The sequence below is a fragment of the Collinsella sp. AF36-3AT genome (genome assembly GCF_003475205.1).
Classification (GTDB): Bacteria; Actinomycetota; Coriobacteriia; order Coriobacteriales; family Coriobacteriaceae; genus Collinsella; species Collinsella aerofaciens_AF.
The window spans coordinates 129034-148238 of record NZ_QROZ01000005.1; the positions used below are offsets into that span (position 1 = coordinate 129034).

Sequence of the window (19205 nt, forward strand, 5' to 3'; positions counted from 1 at the left end):
CCGCGAGGGTTTGCCAAGCGCCGGGGGCTTTCGCGCGGGGTTATCGCGAAAGCCCCCGGCGCTTGGCAAATCCTTTATCAAACGAAAGGACATGCAGATGAGTTTGGGAAAGCTGACCGCCAACGGTCGCCAGGACGGCTTTTTGTGCGAGGGCAAACCGTTCTTCTGGTTTGCCGATACGTGCTGGAGCGCATTTACGAGCATCGCCGAGAACGACTGGGATTACTACCTGACCCGCCGTGCCGAGCAGGGCATGAACGTGCTGCAGATCAACACGTTGCCGCAGTGGGATCGCTGCTGTCCCGACCTGGGCATTTGGCCCTATGCCAGCGAGGACGGCGTGCACTTTGATTGGTCCTGCCCCAACCAGGCGTATTGGGATCGTGCCGCCGCCATGTGCCGCGCGGCCGTCGAGCACGGCATTCGTCCGGCGCTCGTGCTCATGTGGTGCAACTACGTGCCCGGTACCTGGGGTGCCAAGATCGCCGAGCGTTGCGGTGCCGAGATTATGCCGCGTGAGGAGGTTCGCGCCCACGTTGCCCGCGTCGTCGAGAACCTGGGCGAGTTCGACCCCGTCTACGTGGTGGCGGGCGATACCGACTTTGCCGGCGACGAGGCGATCGCCTATTACGAGGACGCCCTCGACGAGGTCGTCAAGCGCGCGCCCGAGGCACTGCGCACCATGCATATCAACCGCGGTAACCGCACCATTCCGGCGCAGTATCTGGACCGTCTGGACTTTTATATGTTCCAGCCCGGCCACAACTACGAGGGCCAGCCCGAGGCATGGCGTCTGCCGCAGGACTTTATCGCCAACTATCCCAAAAAGCCGATGGTCAACTCCGAGCCTTGCTACGAGCAGATGGGTGCGTCGCGCAACGTCTACTGGCGTTTTACCGCGCAGGATTGCCGCGCGAGCGTATGGTCGTCGATTCTTGCCGGCGCCAGTGCCGGCGTGACCTATGGCGCACACGGCGTGTGGAACTGGCAAACATCGCGCAGCCAGGGTTCGGTCCTGGGCGAGGGCTTTGACATGCCCTTCCGCTGGCAAGAGTGCCTGCAGTTTGCGGGTGTGTGGGACTTTGGCGCGATCGAGCACGTGCTTGCCGCCCTAGGCGCTACGGCTGCCGACGATGCACTTGCCGTGGTTCCGGCGCAGGAGCTCCTCGACGACGCGCGCGAGTCCATCCGTGTGGCGCGCGTTGGCGATCGCATCGTCGCGTACCTGCCGCGTACCACGGCGCTCAAGTTTAAGCTCGACGGCGCGCGTGGCTGGACGGCGACGGTCCTCGACATGGAGGACAAGCGCATCGCAAAGCTGCCCGTCCGTGACAACGGTGACGGCACCGTGCGCGTGGCGCAGCATCCCTTTGAGCACGACGCGCTGGTGATCCTGGCCCCCGGGCGCTAACGGCTCTTCTCCAACATTTACAACCCAGTCCCTTTCATTAGGCTGCGACGGAATGGTTCCTGCATGACGGCTTTAAGCTGCCAAGGGGAGCCATTCCGTCGCACTCTTTGTTTACTCATTGGGGACGTACTTAAATGAGTGCTTAAATGAGTGGCAGTTGGAGGGCACTCCTTGTCGAGCTGCAAGCCGCGCGCGCCCCTTCTGGGTCATGCGGCTCAAAATCGCGGCGTCATGCGGACGGCTGGGGTCGAATTTGCAACATTTCGAACTTGGCTTCGATATTGAGATTGGTTCTTTATTAAAATGGTGTTCCGGACAACAAAGCGGGTGGGGGTTACCATGAGGGACCTGGGAGACACAACCGCATATTTGCGCCGGGGCATGCGGGAGATTCTGTGCCTAGCGCTGTTCTTCTTCACGTTTTTGGCGTGCGAGTATTTCTTTGATGCGCGCATGGCCGAGTTCGTGCCATCGAGTGAGGTCGTCATCTACGAGAGCATCGTTGTCGGCGCGAGCGTGATTGGCTTTTTCGTGCGCCCATTTCTGTACTATCGCCGTCCCAGACGATCGATGCGACGAGCGATATTACGGGCGTGCTGTTGGTATCGGCGTTGCTGCTGATGATTATGGCAATGCGGTTTGAGGTAGTAATTGCCGGCGGCCTGGTGGCGTGCTGCGCCCTGGGCTATTGCGGATCGACCGCCCATGCCAATCTTGCGCGGCGTTTTGCGCAGACGCCCTGCCTGGCGCGCACCGTGGCGGTTTCCTATGCTGTGGGCATTTTGGTGCAGGTGCTCAACCATATGGTGATGCCTGCGGGCATTCCCCAGCAGTCTGTTCTCATTGCCTGTGCGATTGCGCTGGTGGGGCTGCTTCACGGTGTCCGCCGCGCTAAATTGCGTGATGAGCCTGCGCCCGAGTTCGAGGTCGAGATTGCCGAGCTATCGGTCGATGCGTCGGAGCGTGGCGCCAGGTGGCACGATGACCCCGAGGCAAAGGCGGCCTTTCAGGGTGCCGTGGTGCGTCTGACGGTGGCGACCGCTTGCCTCACCGGCGTGTTCGCGGCCCTCAATGCCGGCCTTACGACCTCGCATGCCGCTGGCGCTATCGATCTGGGCGACTGGCCGCGCTTGCTGCTGGTTGTGAGCGCCCTTGCCGCCGGCGTCCTGTATGACCTGCGTGGGCGTTCGTATATGAATATCATCATGACGTGCGCCGCCATGCTGTCCACGCTCTCGTTCTTTGTACTTATCACCGATGGCAACGGTGGCAACACGCTTGCCGCCACGATTATCTTTTACCTTGGCACGGGCTTTTTCGTGGTGTTCTTCACCGCGAAGTTCGCCGCGATTTCGATGTATGCCCGCTGGGCGTATCTGTGGCCGTGCATGGGCCGTGTTATCAACAACGTTTGCTCGATGCTCGTGACGGCTCCGGCAGTGGCGATTATCTCGAGTCAAAACGTGCTGGCGGCAGTGAGCGTCGTGCTCGTGCTGTTTGTCGGCATCGCGATTTCGCTGTTAGGGCAGTTTAGACAAGACGGTGAGGGCGAGGCGACGCGCGGCAGGCTGGCGCTTGCCACCGACGATCTTGGCGTGAGCTGTGAGCCCGGCCAGGCCGACACGGTGCCCCTGGAGGCGCCGGAGCTTTCGTTTGACGATCGGCTCGATGGCTTCGTTGCCGCCTTTGGGCTCACCAAGCGCGAGCGCGATGTTTTGGAGGCACTGGTCGTTTCGGACGACAGCGTGCAGGACGTGGCGGCGGCACTCTTCCTTTCGCGTTCCACGCTCTATCGCCACATCGCTTCGATTAACAAAAAGACAGGTGCCTCCTCGCGCGTAGCCCTCATCAACTTCTTCTGGTCCTGGACACCCCAAGACTAGCTAACCACCACAAAGGGGACAGGCACCTTTGTGGTGGTTTTTTACCTGCAAAAATATGAATATGAGACATTTGTCACCTGCCGTTTTGGTGCTCAAAGGCATATGAATGTGATGCTGAGCAGAGCAGAACGGAGGGGGTGCACCTATGGCGTCTCGGGGTTGCGCGTCTAATAAAATTGCGGGCGCGCTTATCGCCGTGGTGGTCTTTGCCGCGGCGGTGACACTCATGCGAGTTTACGTTGCCGGCGACCATGGCGCTCAGGGAAAGACTGCCGCGCAAGTGTCGCTCAACGATTGCGCTGCCGTTCCGGTGGCGGTCAAGCTTATCGAGGACGGGGAGGCGCGGACGGCCTATGAGACCGACGATGCCGAACTGGTCGCATCGACTTTTGCCGCGCTCGATGGCTGCACCGTGGGGGATGCGGTGGATGAGCGGACGAGCGATGCCGGCCGAACGCTCGTCTTTGTCTATACGGATGGCTCGGAGCAATCGGTAGAACTTGAGGGCAAAAACATCGTGCTCGATAAGACGGCGTATCGACTTAACGGTGCCGATGAGTTATGGCGGCAGCTTGCCGCAATCAAAAACAGCTAACGAAATTAGGGATGTACGGGATGAGTGACTTGAGATTCTGCCCGGCGTGCGGGGCGCAGCTGCCTCGGGTCGCCGGCGTGCCGGTGCGATTTTGCCCGGGGTGCGGCGTCCGACTTGAGGGCGTTGTGGGCTACTCGGGCGCCGTGGGGGCTACAGATGGGGCGACTGCCGATGACGATGCGGACGAAGGCGGCGACCCGAGTGTGGACGCGCCGGCCGATGCGCCGGTGGAGACTGCCGGCGTCGCGTCGTCTCGTGACGCAGCCACGACGGATGCGCCTCACATCGGTGACCTTGAGCTTCATGCCGCATGCGATACCTCTGGCGGCCAGGCACTCGCGCAGGTGGCGCTGCCGCGGGGCTGGCATATCGAAGAAGCGCATCTTGAGCGCAGCGGCAGTTTCGACTGCCCGATTTCGGTTGGCGTGACGGCGGCGGGTCCGATGGGTGAGCGGATTATGTACCGCTCCGAGCTCTGCTACGTGGATGCGGGCGTCGTTGCCAAGCGTATCCCCACGCAAACCGAACGCAAGGTGTTTGTGCACGTGGAGGCAGCTTGCGACGAGCTGGCTCAGGCCTGTGCAGCACGGCTGGGTGCGCGGGCAGAGGTTGTTGCCGAGCAACCGTACCCATCGAGCGCGGAGGTCGATATCGAGCGCGAGCGTGCCCGCGTAAAGCGCGAGGCGGCAAACGACTTTGCGATCCAGGGCTTTTCGATGGAGCCGAGTGATGTGGTCTATGAGTGCCGCATGCGTCGATATCGGCTCACGGGCGCTCCAGTGCCCACCGAGCTCGCGGTGGCGGCCAAAGTCGAGGGCTATATGTTTTCAATCGGCGGCGTCGCGGGTTCTATGGGTAAAGGTGTTGCCGCTGGGGCCGAGGCGCTGCTGGGCGCGAGCCTTTCGAGTGGGCTGATCGGCGGTGTTTTGGGCAAGCGCCTGCGCGAGCGCCAGGCGGCGGCAGCGGCGGGACAGGGCGTCGCGCAAGAACAGCCCACGGGTCGAGGCGGTTGCCCGGACGGAGCGTCGTTCGAGCTGGGTGCGGCCGACCTGCTGCAGTGGCGTATCAGGGACAGCTTCTGTTTGGTTGCGCCAGAAGGTCGCCTGGACGAGGCGGCCTCCACGGCGCTTGCATCAATGGCGTCGACTCTGCGGCTCAATCCGGCGATTGCACGCGAGGCGTCAGCTCAAAAGCAACAGATGGTGCTTGAGCAGCGCCAACGCACGCAGATGAACATTGCCCAGCAGCAACAGCAGTTTGTAGCCTGGCAACAGATGCATGCCTCGCAACAGGCGGCGTTCGACAGCTACCAGCAGGCGTGGTTCGATCGCAGCGACCGTCAGCACGCCGCGAATATGGCTGCCAGCGCCGCCAATTTTTCCAGCGCGGGCGTGGGGACGGGCGCCGCCTCGTATTCCGATGCCATTCGCGGGGTCAACCATTACGCCAGACCCGGCGGCACCGATGTCGAGGTCTCGGTGATGGCCGACCAGGCCTGGGTCAACGGTTCGGGCGATGTGATCGGTACACGCGATGGTTTTGAACCCGGTTTTGGCTGGACGGAGCTGCCTCGTCAATAGCGTGAGGCGGGTTATGTGTGAATCGATGCCGGATGTGTTTCTCGGCATGGTGATAAAGAACGGGAAAGGAACAATGATGAGGGAGACGGTACTTTCGCGCACGGCATTTGTCGCGGCGGCGGGAACGGCGCTGCTGACGCTTGTGGGGTGCGGCGGACAGCGGACGCAGGATGCGACGGGTTTTAACGACGACCGCCCGGTAAAGGACAAGATGGATGCGGGTGCGACGTCGGGCGATTCCGGCGACGCGGACAGCGGCTCGGCGGATGCGCTCGATACGTGGTCGGATGATTGCTGGGATGCGCACCGCAACATCAGCATCGCGGCGCTCCTCGAGCTTAAGGGCTGGCAGTTGCAGGAGTTTGCCTCGCAGCAGGGCTATACCTGGCAAGACGCGCTTGAGATGTACGAGGACGAGGCGGGACATGTGCTCAGCGTCTGCAATATCAGCAAGGACGGCGCGACCGAATGGCTCGGCGAGGACGAAATCGGAAAGCTCGACAAGGGCGGCACCGGAAGCACCGTGATGTTCACGCTGCAACTTTCGGGCTATTCGAGCTGCGAGGATGTTATCGCGGGCTTTTCTGTGCCGGTCGAGGACCGGGCGCAGATTGCTTCGGGCTCATGGATCGCGTGCGTATACGGTTCCAACATGGCGCGGCACGTTGCCATGGCGAGCCCGATGGAAAACGGTGACTACCGCTTGGATCTCATTACCGAGGAGGCTATCAAGACCGGTAGGTTTACCCAGGGCGGCGGTGCTCCGACGATAGACGAATTTTGGCAGGAAAAGACTGGACGCGCGCTCGGCTAGGTGCGACGTGGCCAATACCATAGCGAGGAACGAACATGATGAATGAAGTGACGATGAACCGTGCGGCCTTTGTGGCAGGCGCGGGTGCGCTGGCTTGTGCGCTGGCTGGCTGCTCGGGCGGATTGGGCGGCGCGGGCGGTGCCAAGAAGGCGACCACGGCGGACGCCGCCTGTGTAGACGACAACGCTAACGTGACGGTCTATGCTGCGATCAACTTGGACGGCGCCGACCTGGTGCGCCTGCTCAAGCATCAAAACTATGAGTGGCAAGGCGAGAGCGTGGGCTACGGTGCCGCCGATGACGCGGGACTTTTCGCTTTTACCTTTTCTAAGATTTCGGATGACGTGGACGAACTTGCGAACAGCGCGATACCGCTTTCGGAGTCCGAGTACGAGGAACTTGAGCCGGGCGGCGGAGACGATAGCGTGGCGATTTTGCTCTCGGTGGGCGGCTATACGACGGGCAATCGTGCGCTCACCGGCGCAATCGGCGATGCGGCGATAGTGCAGGAGAAGTGCACAATCGACGATTCCGTGTATTGGCTGGTCAAGGCGCTCGACGGCAGCCGTTACGTGATTTCGGCCTACGACACCGAAGATGATGGCGACAGCGCGCATGACATCTATATCTATAGTGAGTCTTTTATTCACACCGGTTATCTGAGCGGCGGCGACCAAATCGATATTGACGAACTCTGGAGCCGCCTGACCAATGCCTCGTAGCGCACCAAAACCACCACAAAGGGGACAGTGAGGCGGGACTTTTTGACCGCCTGATGGGTCGAGCGTCACAACTCGTGCGTTACAGCAGCTCGCCGTGGCGGGCGATGTAGCGGCGCTTGGCCAGTTGGGTGAGCGCGATGTAGGCGGCGACAATGCCGATGAGCAGCGCGAAGAAGCTCGGCGGCAGCGGCATGAGGCCCAGCGCATCGGTGATGGGGCTTGTCGGCAGCCAGGTGACGAGCACCAGGCCCAGCACGGTGAGGACGCACAGCGCGGGCGCGGCGTGGTCGCGCGGGCGTGGCAGGCGCGGGGAGCGCAGCATGTGGACCACGAGCGTCTGCGACCACATGGACTCGACAAACCAACCGCTCTGGAAGAGCGCCGTAAAGGCCGCCATGCCTGCGACGTCGCCTATAGCGGCAAGCTCTGCCCAGCTTGCGCCCACGGCGGCGGGGCACACCACAAAGAAGAGTGCGGCGAAAGTCACGATATCAAACAGTGAGCTCACGGGACCCAACTCGAGCATAAAGCCCTTAATGGACGCGGCATCCCAGGCGCGCGGACGGGCAGTCCAGGCGTCATCGACGGTGTCCCACGGCAGCGCGATGCACACGATCTCGTAGACCAGCGACAGCAGCACCAGCTGCAGGGCGCTCATGGGCAAAAACGGCAAGAACAGGCTCGCGACGGTCACGGACAGCACGTTGCCAAAGTTGGAGCTCACCGTGGTCTTGAGGTACTTGAGCAGGTTGCCGTAGGTGCGGCGGCCTTCGATGATGCCGCGCTCGAGCACGCCCAGATCCTTCTGAAGCAAGATGATATCGGCGGATTCCTTGGCGATGTCGACGGCCGAATCGACCGAGATGCCGCAGTCGCTCGCGCGCATGGCGGCGGCGTCGTTGATGCCGTCGCCCATAAAGCCCACGGTGTGGCCGAGCAGCTCGCGCATGACGCGCACCAGGCGCGCCTTCTGCAGCGGCGAGAGCTTGGCGAACAGATGGGTTTTCTCGGCGCGCTCGGCAAGCTCGGCGTCATCGAGCGCATCGATCTCGGAACCGAGCAAGACGTTGCTCGCGTCGATACCGATCTGTTCGCAGACGGTGGCGGCAACGCGGTCGTTGTCGCCGGTCAGGACCTTGACCGCCACACCCTTGGCCTCGAGCGTGGCGACGGCGCCCGCGGCACTCGCCTTGGGCGGATCGAGGAAGGCCAAAAAGCCCATCAACACCATGTCGCATTCGTCGGCGATGCCAAACTCGCCCACGCAGCGCGGATTGGTTTTCTGCGCCACGGCAATCACGCGCAGGCCCTCGGCATTGAGCCCGGCGACCTGCTGGCGAATCTGGGCGAGCTTATCTTCGGTGAGCGGCTGGGCGGCACCATCGACTTCGACAAAGGAGCAGATCTCGAGCATTTCCTCGGCAGCTCCTTTGGTAACCATCTGGGTTTTACCCTGGGCGTCGGCGACAACTACGCTCAGGCGACGGCGCGAGAAATCGAAGGGCACCTCGTCGACCTTGGTATAGCGGTCGCGCAGGCTCTGGCCCAGCATGGAGCCGGGTGCTGTGGCCGAGGGCGTCACGTCGGCGCGGTCGATGACGGCCAGGTCGATAAGGTTCTTGAGGCCGGTCTGGAAGAAGCTGTTCAAAAACGCATGGCGCAGTACGCGCACGTCCTCGTTGCCGTCGGTGTTGAGGTAGCGCTCGAGCACGATGCGGTCTTCGGTGAGGGTGCCGGTCTTGTCGCAGCACAGGACGTCCATCGCGCCGAGGTTTTGGATCGCCGGCAGTTCCTTGACGATAACCTGGCGACGGGCGAGGTCCTTGGCGCCCTGCGACAGGCTCGTGGTCACGATGACGGGAAGCATCTGCGGCGTGATGCCCACGGCCACGCTCGTGGCGAATAGCAGCGCGTCGATGACGTTGCCCTTGGTGGCGGCGTTGATGGCAAAGACGGCCGGCGCCATAACGAGCATGAGGCGTACGAGCAGCATGGAGACGCTCGAGACGCCGCGGTCAAACGCGCTCTTCTCGCCGTGCCCGTTGAGCATCTTGGCGATGCCGCCCAGGTAGGTGTCCGAGCCGGTGGCAACGACAAGCGCCATTGCAGTGCCGTTTTGCACGGAGGTGCCGGTAAAGACGATGTTCTTGCAGGCGGGGAGTGGCAGCGCGGAGCCGTTGGCACCCTCGACGACCGCGGCGGAAGCGGTCTTCTCGACGGCGTTGCTCTCGCCGGTGAGTGCGGACTCGATCGCAAACAGATCGCGCGCGGTGATGATACGGGCGTCGGCCGGCACCATATCGCCGGCAGAGAGGCGGATCACATCGCCGGGGACGAGCTCGTCGAAGGGGATCTCGAGGCGCTCGCCGTCGCGCAGAGCGCAGCAGGTGTTGGAGACCAGGTCCTTGAGGGCCTCGGCCGCATTGCCGCTGCGGGCTTCCTGGATAAACTTCATGCCGCCCGATACCAGCAGCATGATGCCGATGACGATGACCGTGGAGGGGTCGCGCTGCGGCTCGGGCACGGCGAGCACGTCGATATAGAGCGAGACCAGTGCGAGCGCGGCGAGGATGCCGGCGAAGGGATCGATGAATGCGTCGGCGATGCGGCGGGCGAGCGTCTTGGTCGGCGCCTCGATGGTGTTGGGGCCGACCGCGCTCAGGCGCTCGGCGGCGTGCTCGGCGGTGAGTCCGCCAGCCGTGGCGTCGAGCAGCACGAGGGCGTCCTCGGCGCTATGGGTGGCGGCGAATATGGTGTTCTTGGACAGGCCGGCGTGAGCGGCAGGGCGCGCCGTGCGGCGGCGCTTGGAGATAGCTTCGAGTACCGTGGCGGTTTTGAGCATCAGCATAGGGTCCTCCTTGTTGAAGGGAGTTAGCGTACGTGTCGTATGTGCTTCAAAAAACCTAGATGTCGCTCACGTCATGCTCGCGAGCTACCACAAAGGGGACGGGCACCTTTGTGGTGGTTTTGACGGTCGGCTGTTGGCGCTTATGCGTGTGCGGAATCCTCGCGGCGTGCCGAGGGCGACATGCAGGTTTTTCGACTATGACTGCCTTCCATGGCACACCTCCTTAAGGCCGGGCGCGATGCGCTTCAGGTATCACGTACCCGTTACAATCCGCCCGTATTCTTGATGAGGGGGTTTGTCGTGTCAACCCCTTTGTTTGGAAAACCATTGCCCCTGACAAAGCCTTTACAGAATGCCGAGGCCCCAAAGCGCGCCCGCAACGCGCCCTGCCTGCGCTAAACTGGAAGGCACGTACGCGATTACGAGAGGAGCCCGCATGGAGGCTTACAAGCAAGAGTTCATCAAGTTCATGGTTGAGTCCGACGTTCTTAAATTCGGCAGCTTTACGCTCAAGAGCGGCCGTCAGTCCCCGTTCTTTATGAACGCCGGCGCCTATGTGACGGGCTATCAGCTCAAGAAGCTGGGCGAGTATTACGCCCAGGCCATCCACGATAACTTTGGCGACGACTTTGACGTGCTGTTTGGACCGGCCTACAAGGGTATTCCGCTGGCCGTCGTGACCGCAATTGCCTACCACGAGCTGTACGGCAAGGAGGTCAAGTACTGCTGCGATCGCAAGGAGGCCAAGGACCACGGCGCCGACAAGGGCAACCTGCTGGGCTACGAGCCCCAGGACGGCGACCGCGTGGTCATGGTCGAGGACGTCACCACCAGCGGTAAGTCCATCGACGAGACCTATCCCAAGGTCAAGGCTGCTGCCGATGTCGAGATCAAGGGCCTCATCGTGTCCCTCAACCGCATGGAGGTCGGCAAGGGTGGCGTGACCACCGCGCAGAAGGAGATCGAGGCCAAGTACGGTTTCCCCGTCGCGAGCATCGTCTCCATGGCCGAGGTCGTCGAGACCCTCTACAACCACGAGATCGACGGCAAAGTCGTCATCGACGACGAGCTCAAGGCCGCTATCGACGCCTATTACGAGCAGTACGGAGCTCGTTAGTTACGGCGTTTTACCAAACGCCGTAACTGCTCGACGCTGCAAACCCGCCAGAGCGGCAATCTGCCTTTCAACTTCGGCGGCATGATCGAAAGATCAATGCCGCCTCGTTTCAAGGCACCTTGCTCGCTCTGGCGGGTTTTCGCTGTCGTTGCCAAAACATCGGCGTTGCCTTGGTAGTCATTGGGGACAGACATAAATGAGTAGTCATTGGGGCGTTCTTAAATGACTACTCAGGATGAGCGTCCAAAAATCCGCGCTCGTTCGATTGGCGCATGTCTACGCAGCGTAGGTTGTCGAGCCTGGCCTTCAAATGGATACTGACTGTCGAACCGGTTCACTCCATTTCTTCAATTTGATTGGACAGCCCATGAACCAGACACGGCAAACCAATGCCTCCCATACTTTTTTGGCAGCGCATGCCATCAAGCAGCTGCGCGAAGAGCGCGGCCTCACCCAGCGCGCCCTGGCGGAAAGCCTTGGCGTGACCGATAAAGCCGTCAGCAAGTGGGAATCCGGCCGCGGCCTTCCCGACATTTCCCTCGTTGAGCCTTTGGCCCAGAGACTCGGCATAAGCGTGGCCGAGCTTTTGGCTGGTGACATTCGGGCCAACGCCAACCGTGCAGGCAATATGCTCAAAGGCGTCTTTTACGTTTGCCCTATCTGCGGAAACGTTGTGCACGCGCTCGGAGAAGGCAGCTTTAGCTGCTGTGGCTCCACGATGTTTCCCCAGGAGGCCGAAGAGCCGGACGCGGACCACGCCTTTTCCATCGAGCGCATCGAGGACGATTGGTACGTCACGCTCGATCATCCCATGACCAAGGATCACTACATTAGCTTTGTGGCATATGCGACTATGGACGGCATCTGCTTTAAGAAGCTCTATCCAGAGCAATCGGTGCAGCCGCGCTTCCATATTACCGGGCGCGGCAGGATATATCCTTACTGCAACCAACACGGACTCTTTACGTCGCTGACGCCTCGCAAATAACGGCTGTCTATCCGCCCTCCTCATGCGTTCCCAAGGGACCCAAAATGAGCGTGGATAATCTCCCGGTTTTGGCCTGTGTGCGGGCTCAAAGTGGGAGATTATCCACGCTCGTTATCTGAGTGTCCAAAAATCCACGCTCGTCGCTACTTGAGTCCGGGCAGGCGGGTGTAGGGGAACGAGCGCTCTAAGAACTCGGAGCAGCGGGCGTAATCTTTGGCAAAGTAGCTGCTATAGAGCGAATCGAGTACGTATTGCACGGCGATATGGCTGGCGAACTGCGTGATGCGGTGCGTCATGCTCTCGTGGTCGCTTACCGTGAGATAGGCGGCAAAGCCGGGGTGAATGCGGGCACAGTGCGGCGTGCCGATGACGATGACCGGGACATGTCGACTGCTAAGGATCGGCAAGATCTCCTTGAGGTTGGGGGCAAGGCCGCTGTAGGAGATGACGATTGCCACATGGTCGGGACCCGAGGCGAGCGCCGTGCGCACCTGCGCCTCGACGCTGTCGTGGCACGTCGCGCTTTTGCCGGCGGAAAGCAGGCGATCGCGGAACATTCCCGCTGGATACAGGTTATGCGAGCCCGTGTAGATGTCCACGGTGCCGGCGCGCATGATGAGCTTGGCGGCGTGGTCGAGCTGTGCAGGGTCGAGCAGCTCCTGCGTTTCGGCCAAGGTGGTCTGGTAGAGCCCCTCCATGCGCTCCATCACCTGCGCAGGGGTGGAGGTGGCATCGAAGGGAAAGTTGATGTCCACGTCGCGCCGGTTGCCCGCCTCGGTCGCCTGGCGGATGAGCTCGACCTTGAGGTCTTTGAATCCCTTGAGGCCGAGCTTTTTGCAAAAGCGGTGCACGCTCGCGACCGAAACGTTGGCGCACGCGGCAAATTCCTTAATGGAAAGCCCGCGCACATCCTCGCCCATGGCGAGGGCCGTTCGCCCAAGTTGTTGCTCGGTGGGGGTGAGGCTTTTGCCCTGCGTGATCTTTCGCCTGATATCCATATGGCTCCTATGCGTTTGCGTCGCGATAAACCAATCATAGCGATAAATAAAACGTTCGGCTTGGCTGGGAGTTTTGGTCCGCCGGTCTATGAACGACGGACCGCTCGACGCTGCGCGGGCTCAACATAGGGCGTGCCCTGCCCGAGTTGTTTGCGCTCGGGCTGCTATCCGAGCACGCGTACGGCCCCAAGAGGCCGCTGGGATCGGAGGGCTCGGTCATGCCGAACATGTCGGGGACGGCGTGGTCGAGGGTGTTGATGATATCGATCGTAAGCGCGTGCTCGCCGGCTAAAAGTGCGGCGGCCTCAAAGCGGTAAGGCGGACAGATGCGGGTGCCGAGGGATTTGCCGTCGAGGGTGACGGTTGCGGTCTCAAAGACCTCGCCAAGGTCGATGACGGTGCGGGTGGCCGCTTCGCCCAGGACAAAGGAGGCCCGGTAGCGGAATGTGCCGGCCTTGCCGGGGAACTCGGCCGAGGAAAGGTCGTGCAGGTCTGCAAGCTCAACAGACTCGCCAAAGGCATCGGTGCCAGGGGCAGAGAAGGCAACCGCCCAGGGCCCGTCGACGCATGTGGCTTCGTCTTCGGCGGTTGCCACAGCAACGGAACCTGTAGCCCCAAGGACCACGATGCAGCTCTCGTAGGGAGCCAGCTCGAGCATGCCGTCAAAGGCGGCGGGCTCGGTGCCGTTGAGCAGGTCGAGGCGCGCGCCTGCAACGGGTGTGCCGTCGGCAAGCGCAATCTGAGTGGAGATACCCTGCTTGGGATGTTCGTTGACGAGCATCAGATAGCTCTCGCCCGTCCGCTCGTAGCGCAGTGCGCGCAGCCGGGGCTGGGTCTCGGCACAAACCACGGTCTGCATGCCGGCGCCGGCAAGTGCGTCTGCGAGCTCGGAGGTCGCCAGGAGCTTGATGTCGGCGACCGCGGCTGCATCCAGGGAGGCAAAGCCCTCGCGGCCTGCAGTGTCACCGTCGTAGCGCTTGCTCGGCAACTCATCCAGCGCGTACACGGCAACACCTGCGGCTGCGGCGCGCGCGGCAAAGTCGAGCACGGCTCCGCCGACAAACTCGGCTCCGGGCATCACCAGGCAGCGGTATGCCTGGCCGTTCACGCTAAAGCCGCTACCGTCTGCGGTAATTTCAACGGCATAGCGCCCTGCGTCCTCAAATGCCTCTGCCGGCACGATGTCAAAGTCGACCTGCGCGCGCATAAGCTCGGAGGCGGCATGCTGCATAAAGTTCGCCTCGCCTGCCCACTCGGCGTCCGCATGGTAGAGAAGCGCCACCGGGGTCGTTGCGCGCCCGCCGCTCAGCAGGCTCGCCGTACGGTTCATGTAGCTCATGAGCTGCCCAAAGTGTGCAAACTGGGGGTTTTGGCCATGCGCATAGAAATGCGGCGGGCAGTCCCAGTCGGGGAAGGCGGCCATGCTAAAGGCATGCGGCACAAACCAATTGACGCCGCGCACCAAAAAATGATCGGCGATCCACTTCATCTCGCGTAGGCCTTCGTGCCATCCAAATGCGCCAAAGACCTCGGCCATGCAGCGCCCCTGCTTTTTGGGGTCGAGGTGTGCTGCCGAGGAGCCCAGCTTGGGCAGCACGTAGTTATAGAACTCGAGGTCCCACACGCCGCGTCCGTAGCTGTGAAGGCCGCGGTCCATGCCGGGTACCAGCTGGTTGATCACGATGTCGACGCCCGCCATGTCCTGACCGCCCACGGCGCGGAAGTAGTGCCCGGCGCCCACGCCCAGGCGCGCGTGGCAGTCCTTGTCCTCGATAACGTGGCCGATGTACTGCACGCCGCGCGCGCGGCACCAGTCGCCGAGCTGGTCGCAGAAACACTCCTTATAGAGGGTGCTTGCGATGTCCATATAGACGTGGCGTACGTGCGCGCCGGCCGGCTCGCGGTCCCACAGGTGCGGGAGCTCGGCCAGGTAGCGCTCGCCCAGTGCCGCGCGTAGGCGACGCTCAAGCTCGGCCGACCAGGGTAGGGGCGCGGTGGCCTTGCCGATGAGCGTGTCCGAGATGCCATCGGGGCCCGTGGTGCCCTTCTCGTTGGCAAATCCGGGCTCATCGGAGAAAAAGCCCAGGATCGTCTTGCCAAACTCATCGCCCAGATGCTCAAAATGCGGCTCGTAGACAGCATCGATGAGCTGCGCCACCGAGGCGCGGTCGACCATATTGATGTAGTCCTCGTTGTAGGAGGTCTTGCCGCTCGTGAATATCACGCATGCCTGCGTGAGGCCCGCGGGTGCATCGAAGACCAGGCGGCTGGGGTTGCCGTCTGCATCGTCGAATACTCGGTAAGCGACGTCGACGGGGCTGCCGTCCTGCATAAATGTCACGCCGTAGAAGCGCTCCGTTTTGTCGAGCATGTTGGCGAGCGCGATGCTCGCGGCGGACGTGGGGCCCACGATGTCGAACGTGCGGTGCGTGAGCACGATCTTGCGGAGCTCGGGCACGGCTTCCTTGGCGGCGCCGTTGGCAAAGCCCGTGGGGAAGTGCGCGTCGTCCAAGATCCAGAGCTTAAGGCCCAGCTGCTTGCACTCGTCAATGACAAAGCGCAAGTCGCGCCACCAGCCCTCGCCGCAAAAATCGGGGTGTGGGCGGCTTTCGAGACAGACCTCGTGGATGTCGGCGCCGGCGATCTTTTCCAGATACTCGGCAATGGTCTTATGGCTCTCGCCCTTCATCCACAAAAACGGAAGCACGTGGTTGTCGTATGTGCCCTCGAGCACCTGCTGATAGTACGCGGTCATGGATCCTCCTTGGCTCGATCGATCTGCTGCATAGCACAGATTATGGACGCGTCGGCGCGTTCTGCTAATATCTGAATCACGACGAACTATGACCAAATCAACGATTGGCAAGCCATGGAGATCGACGAGCTCGAGCGTAGGCTCAGCGAACTGAGCGCCAGTGAGATCACTTATAAAGACGGCATGGCATTTGATTGGTCGATTATGACCGAGCATGTCGAAATCGACGGATGTCCAGTGCGCAAGATTGGGCAGCCAGGGTTTGCCTATGCCCAGCCCGGCATGCCGCGTGGCCTGACGATAAGGAAAAACTCGCGCTTTAATGCAGTTCCCGAGCACGTGCATGATTACGTGGAGCTGAGCTATGTGTATCGCGGACGCTGCCCGCAGACGGTGGCGGGGGAGAGGCTCGAGCTGGGCCGCAACGAGGTGCTTTTGCTCGACGCCCTCTGCCCGCATGCCGTGGCGGCGCTTGGTGAGGACGACATCATGCTAAGCATGACCGTTTCACGCTCTTTTTTGCGCCGGAGTCTCGAGTCGAGCCTCTCGCGCGAGAGCGTGGTCTCGCGGTTTTTGTTCAACGCGCTCAACAGCGAGACGGACCATCGGGGCCATGTCCGTTTTCATTGCGGCGAGAGCCGTCGGATTCGGCGCTACATGCAGGAGATGCTCTGCGAGCTGTACGACCCGAGCCCCAACGGTCCCGAGATCGTCTTGCGTCTGTTTCAGCTGTTTTTGGCCGAGCTCATGGATTGCTACGAGCGCGAGCTGGTGCGCGGCGTGGCGGACGGCGCGGCGGGGCCCACTGCCCTGGTGACGGGAATGCTTGGCTATATCGATCGCGAATTCGCTGCATGCTCCCTCGAGGGGATGGCGGCGGAGTTTGGCTTGAGCCCTAATTATGCGACGGCGCTCCTCAAGCGGCATGTGGGCAAGACCTTTAGGCAGCTTGTGCAGGAGCGACGCCTGGTACGTGCGGCCGAGCTTCTGCGCGGCGGCGCCACGGCCGGGGCGGCTGCGCATGCGGTGGGCTATGAAAACATGAGCTTCTTCTACCGTAAGTTTCACGACAAGTATGGCTGCACCCCCGCGGCATACCGCCGGTAAGCGCGGGGCGGATCGTCTTCGCTCCTTCGGTGTCAAAAAGTTTCAGCTGCAGCGCTGTTGCAGCGCGCGTCTGCGAAAAGAAGTGTCGGGTTTGGCACCCCTGCCCCTGTCTGTCGCGTGCGTGGGCGATACTCGGCCTATCGACCCGCAATGCAAAGGAGATGCTCATGGCAAACATCAAGTTCCCCGAGGGTTTCTATTGGGGCGGCGCCACGGCCGCCAATCAGTTTGAGGGCGCTTGGAACGTTGACGGCCGCGGTCCGTCGGTCGACGACCACTTCTTGGGTGGCAGCTACAAGGAGCCGCGCCAGATTACGATCGACATCGACCCTAACCGCTTCTACCCCAACCATGACGGCATCGATTTCTACCATCACTACGAGGAGGACATCGCGCTGTTCGCCGAGATGGGCTTCAACATGTTCCGCATGTCCATCTCTTGGAGCCGCATCTTCCCCAACGGCGACGACGCCGAGCCCAACGAGGCCGGCCTCGCCTTTTACGACCGCGTCTTCGACTGCCTGCGCGCTCACAATATCGAGCCGCTCGTGACCCTGTCGCACTACGAGATGCCTTATCACCTGGTCGAGAAATACAACGGCTGGGCGAGCCGCGAGCTCATCGGCTTCTTTGAGAAGTACTGCCAGACCGTCTTCGACCGCTATCAGGACAAGGTCAAGTTCTGGCTCACCTTCAACGAGATCAACTGCGGCACTCAGGACATGGGCAACCTCTTTGAGACCAGCATGATTCAGGGCTTTGAGGGCCCGGCTTCGGCGGTCCATGCTACGCCGCAGGCTCGTATGCAGGCGCTGCATCACCAGTTTGTCGCCAGCGGCCGCGTCGTGCGCTATGCCCACGAGCATTACCCGCAGTTTAAGATGGGCAACATGGACTGCTTCATCCTTTCCTATGCCGCCACGTGCGATCCGGCCGACGTGTTCGCCGCGCAGCAGGAGATGAATACCATGAACTGGTACTGCTCCGACGTGCAGGTGCGCGGCAAGTATCCGTTCTATGCCAAGCGCTTCTGGGCCGAGAACGATGTCGAGCTTGTGATGGAGGACGGCGACCTGCAGGATATCGCCGACGGCAAGGTCGATTTCTACACCTTTAGCTACTACATGTCCGGCACCGTGGGCACCCACAAGGATCACGAGATGACCGAGGGCAACATGACCTTTGGCGGCAAGAATCCCTATCTGGAGTCCACCGACTGGGGCTGGCAGATCGATCCGCTGGGTCTGCGCATCGCCCTCAACGAGATTTACGCCCGCTACGAGATTCCGCTGATGGTGGTCGAGAATGGCATGGGCGCCTACGATGAGGTCGAGGAGGACGGCTCCATCCACGACCCGTATCGTATCGCCTACTTGCAGAGCCACGTCAAGGCCATGGGCGAGGCCATTGCCGACGGCGTCGACCTGATCGCCTACACCTGGTGGGGCCCCATCGACCTGGTTTCCGCCGGCACCGGCGAGATGCGCAAGCGCTACGGCTTTATCCACGTCGATAAGTACGATGACGGCACCGGTACCTACGAGCGCCGCCGCAAGGACAGCTTCTACGCCTACCAGAAGATCATCAAGTCCAACGGTGCCGAGGGCCTGGATTAATCGACAATATGAGTGCCACCGGGGAAAAGCGTTGGGATGGGCTCGCGATTCGAGTCCCCACCTTAGCATTTGAACCATTTGGCACTATAATCACCATAGGCATGCGCACAACGTTGCGCTTAATCAAGAGGAGAAAACGTATGGGTCTGTTTGACATGTTCAAGAAGAAGGCTGAGCCCGCGACTGCCGCTGCTCCGTCCTCCATCTCTGCTTCTGCCGGCGCCGACGTGCTGTGCTCGCCCGTCAAGGGCAAGGTCATCAAGATGGCCGACGTGCCCGATCCCGTCTTTGGCGGCGAGGTCCTGGGCAAGGGCTGCGCCGTGTGGCCCGAGGGCGATCTGGTCTACGCTCCCTGCGACGGCAAGGTGACCGTCACCATGGGCCACGCCGTGGGTCTGCAGTCCGATAGCGGCATCGAGGTTCTGGTGCATGTTGGCGTCGATACCGTCAACATGAACGGCGATGGCTTCGAGGGCTTCGTCAAGGCCGACGACGTCGTAAAGGCTGGCCAGCCCATGCTCAAGATCGACCGCGCCAAGATCGCCGCTGCCGGCTACAAGGACTGCGTCGTCGTTGCTGTGTCCAACACCGCCGAGTTTGCCGATGTCGAACTCGCCGTCGAGGCCGACTCCGCTGTCGCCGCCGGTGACGCCATCGTTAAGGTCGTCCGCAAGTAAACTGCGGCATCCAAAGGATGTGCAAGGGTGGTCGGGTTTTCCGGCCACCTTTTTTATTTTTCAAGACTTTAGTCTGCTGGCCGCGCAGCGGCCA

General features: G+C 61.7%; 16 protein-coding genes. 12 read left to right on the forward strand and 4 right to left on the reverse strand.

The window, feature by feature from the left end:
* The first annotated feature begins 97 nt into the window (after nucleotides 1-97).
* From DW003_RS06210 to DW003_RS06240, 7 genes are all read left to right on the forward strand, one after another.
* Nucleotides 98-1411 (forward strand): DUF4038 domain-containing protein, encoded by a 1314-nt coding sequence (locus DW003_RS06210; protein WP_117637213.1) that lies wholly within the window; start codon nucleotides 98-100, stop codon nucleotides 1409-1411.
* Between the two features lie 339 nt (nucleotides 1412-1750).
* A complete protein-coding gene (locus DW003_RS06215; RefSeq protein WP_118388118.1) occupies nucleotides 1751-2032 on the forward strand; it encodes a hypothetical protein in 282 nt (93 codons plus the stop codon).
* Nucleotides 2032-3294, forward strand: a complete 1263-nt coding sequence (locus DW003_RS06220) for a helix-turn-helix transcriptional regulator (protein WP_147352186.1) — start codon at nucleotides 2032-2034, stop codon at nucleotides 3292-3294. Before DW003_RS06215 ends, DW003_RS06220 begins: the two co-directional genes overlap by 1 nt.
* Nucleotides 3295-3439: 145 nt before the next feature.
* Nucleotides 3440-3889, forward strand: a complete 450-nt coding sequence (locus DW003_RS06225; RefSeq protein ID WP_117806556.1) for a hypothetical protein — start codon at nucleotides 3440-3442, stop codon at nucleotides 3887-3889.
* A 20-nt stretch (nucleotides 3890-3909) separates the two neighbouring features.
* Nucleotides 3910-5469, forward strand: coding sequence for a zinc ribbon domain-containing protein (locus tag DW003_RS06230; RefSeq protein ID WP_147352187.1), 1560 nt, complete (start codon nucleotides 3910-3912; stop codon nucleotides 5467-5469).
* Nucleotides 5470-5545: 76 nt separating this feature from the next.
* Nucleotides 5546-6283 carry a hypothetical protein gene (locus DW003_RS06235; RefSeq protein ID WP_118388124.1) on the forward strand — a complete coding sequence of 246 codons (738 nt, stop codon included), beginning with the start codon at nucleotides 5546-5548 and terminating at the stop codon, nucleotides 6281-6283.
* Nucleotides 6284-6318: 35 nt separating this feature from the next.
* Nucleotides 6319-7005, forward strand: a complete 687-nt coding sequence (locus DW003_RS06240; protein WP_117634529.1) for a hypothetical protein — start codon at nucleotides 6319-6321, stop codon at nucleotides 7003-7005.
* 79 nt (nucleotides 7006-7084) lie between these two features.
* Here DW003_RS06240 and mgtA read toward each other — a convergent pair whose 3' ends face one another.
* Complete coding sequence (gene mgtA / locus DW003_RS06245; protein ID WP_118388126.1) at nucleotides 7085-9853, reverse strand: magnesium-translocating P-type ATPase; 2769 nt, start codon at nucleotides 9851-9853, stop codon at nucleotides 7085-7087.
* Between the two features lie 436 nt (nucleotides 9854-10289).
* Here mgtA and pyrE point away from each other — a divergent pair, with 436 nt between their 5' ends.
* Entirely contained in the window at nucleotides 10290-10970 is a 681-nt protein-coding gene (gene pyrE, locus DW003_RS06250; RefSeq protein WP_089573524.1) for an orotate phosphoribosyltransferase, read from the forward strand.
* Here pyrE and DW003_RS09875 read toward each other — a convergent pair.
* Nucleotides 10967-11164, reverse strand: coding sequence for a hypothetical protein (locus DW003_RS09875; protein ID WP_147352188.1), 198 nt, complete (start codon nucleotides 11162-11164; stop codon nucleotides 10967-10969). The two genes, pyrE and DW003_RS09875, sit on opposite strands and share 4 nt — an antisense overlap.
* A gap of 173 nt (nucleotides 11165-11337) precedes the next feature.
* On the opposite strand from DW003_RS09875, the gene DW003_RS06255 reads away from it, so the two are divergent.
* Nucleotides 11338-11958: a helix-turn-helix domain-containing protein gene (locus DW003_RS06255; protein ID WP_118388128.1), complete on the forward strand. Its 621-nt coding sequence runs from the start codon at nucleotides 11338-11340 to the stop codon at nucleotides 11956-11958.
* A 143-nt stretch (nucleotides 11959-12101) separates the two neighbouring features.
* Here DW003_RS06255 and DW003_RS06260 read toward each other — a convergent pair whose 3' ends face one another.
* Nucleotides 12102-12956, reverse strand: coding sequence for a MurR/RpiR family transcriptional regulator (locus tag DW003_RS06260; protein ID WP_117637201.1), 855 nt, complete (start codon nucleotides 12954-12956; stop codon nucleotides 12102-12104).
* Between the two features lie 34 nt (nucleotides 12957-12990).
* Nucleotides 12991-15711 carry a glycoside hydrolase family 2 gene (locus tag DW003_RS06265; RefSeq protein ID WP_118388130.1) on the reverse strand — a complete coding sequence of 907 codons (2721 nt, stop codon included), beginning with the start codon at nucleotides 15709-15711 and terminating at the stop codon, nucleotides 12991-12993.
* Nucleotides 15712-15825: 114 nt separating this feature from the next.
* Between DW003_RS06265 and DW003_RS06270 the strand changes: the two genes are divergently transcribed.
* From DW003_RS06270 to DW003_RS06280, 3 genes are all read left to right on the forward strand, one after another.
* On the forward strand, nucleotides 15826-16818 hold the full coding sequence (locus DW003_RS06270) for a helix-turn-helix domain-containing protein (RefSeq protein WP_118388132.1): 993 nt from the start codon (nucleotides 15826-15828) through the stop codon (nucleotides 16816-16818).
* Nucleotides 16819-16985: 167 nt separating this feature from the next.
* The gene (locus tag DW003_RS06275; RefSeq protein WP_118388134.1) at nucleotides 16986-18434 is read left to right on the forward strand and encodes a glycoside hydrolase family 1 protein; all 1449 of its coding nucleotides are present in this window, start codon (nucleotides 16986-16988) and stop codon (nucleotides 18432-18434) included.
* 140 nt (nucleotides 18435-18574) lie between these two features.
* A complete protein-coding gene (locus DW003_RS06280; RefSeq protein WP_118388136.1) occupies nucleotides 18575-19111 on the forward strand; it encodes a PTS glucose transporter subunit IIA in 537 nt (178 codons plus the stop codon).
* The last annotated feature ends 94 nt before the right edge of the window (nucleotides 19112-19205 follow it).

Excerpts from the sequence above, each read along its gene's own strand:
- DW003_RS06210 (WP_117637213.1), top strand. The coding sequence starts at position 98 with ATGAGTTTGGGAAAGCTGACCGCCAACGGTCGCCAGGACGGCTTTTTG.
- DW003_RS06215 (WP_118388118.1), top strand. The coding sequence starts at position 1,751 with ATGAGGGACCTGGGAGACACAACCGCATATTTGCGCCGGGGCATGCGG.
- DW003_RS06220 (WP_147352186.1), top strand. The coding sequence starts at position 2,032 with ATGATTATGGCAATGCGGTTTGAGGTAGTAATTGCCGGCGGCCTGGTG.
- DW003_RS06225 (WP_117806556.1), top strand. The coding sequence starts at position 3,440 with ATGGCGTCTCGGGGTTGCGCGTCTAATAAAATTGCGGGCGCGCTTATC.
- DW003_RS06230 (WP_147352187.1), top strand. The coding sequence starts at position 3,910 with ATGAGTGACTTGAGATTCTGCCCGGCGTGCGGGGCGCAGCTGCCTCGG.
- DW003_RS06235 (WP_118388124.1), top strand. The coding sequence starts at position 5,546 with ATGAGGGAGACGGTACTTTCGCGCACGGCATTTGTCGCGGCGGCGGGA.
- DW003_RS06240 (WP_117634529.1), top strand. The coding sequence starts at position 6,319 with ATGATGAATGAAGTGACGATGAACCGTGCGGCCTTTGTGGCAGGCGCG.
- mgtA (WP_118388126.1), bottom strand. The coding sequence starts at position 9,853 with ATGCTGATGCTCAAAACCGCCACGGTACTCGAAGCTATCTCCAAGCGC.
- pyrE (WP_089573524.1), top strand. The coding sequence starts at position 10,290 with ATGGAGGCTTACAAGCAAGAGTTCATCAAGTTCATGGTTGAGTCCGAC.
- DW003_RS09875 (WP_147352188.1), bottom strand. The coding sequence starts at position 11,164 with ATGTCTGTCCCCAATGACTACCAAGGCAACGCCGATGTTTTGGCAACG.
- DW003_RS06255 (WP_118388128.1), top strand. The coding sequence starts at position 11,338 with ATGAACCAGACACGGCAAACCAATGCCTCCCATACTTTTTTGGCAGCG.
- DW003_RS06260 (WP_117637201.1), bottom strand. The coding sequence starts at position 12,956 with ATGGATATCAGGCGAAAGATCACGCAGGGCAAAAGCCTCACCCCCACC.
- DW003_RS06265 (WP_118388130.1), bottom strand. The coding sequence starts at position 15,711 with ATGACCGCGTACTATCAGCAGGTGCTCGAGGGCACATACGACAACCAC.
- DW003_RS06270 (WP_118388132.1), top strand. The coding sequence starts at position 15,826 with ATGGAGATCGACGAGCTCGAGCGTAGGCTCAGCGAACTGAGCGCCAGT.
- DW003_RS06275 (WP_118388134.1), top strand. The coding sequence starts at position 16,986 with ATGGCAAACATCAAGTTCCCCGAGGGTTTCTATTGGGGCGGCGCCACG.
- DW003_RS06280 (WP_118388136.1), top strand. The coding sequence starts at position 18,575 with ATGGGTCTGTTTGACATGTTCAAGAAGAAGGCTGAGCCCGCGACTGCC.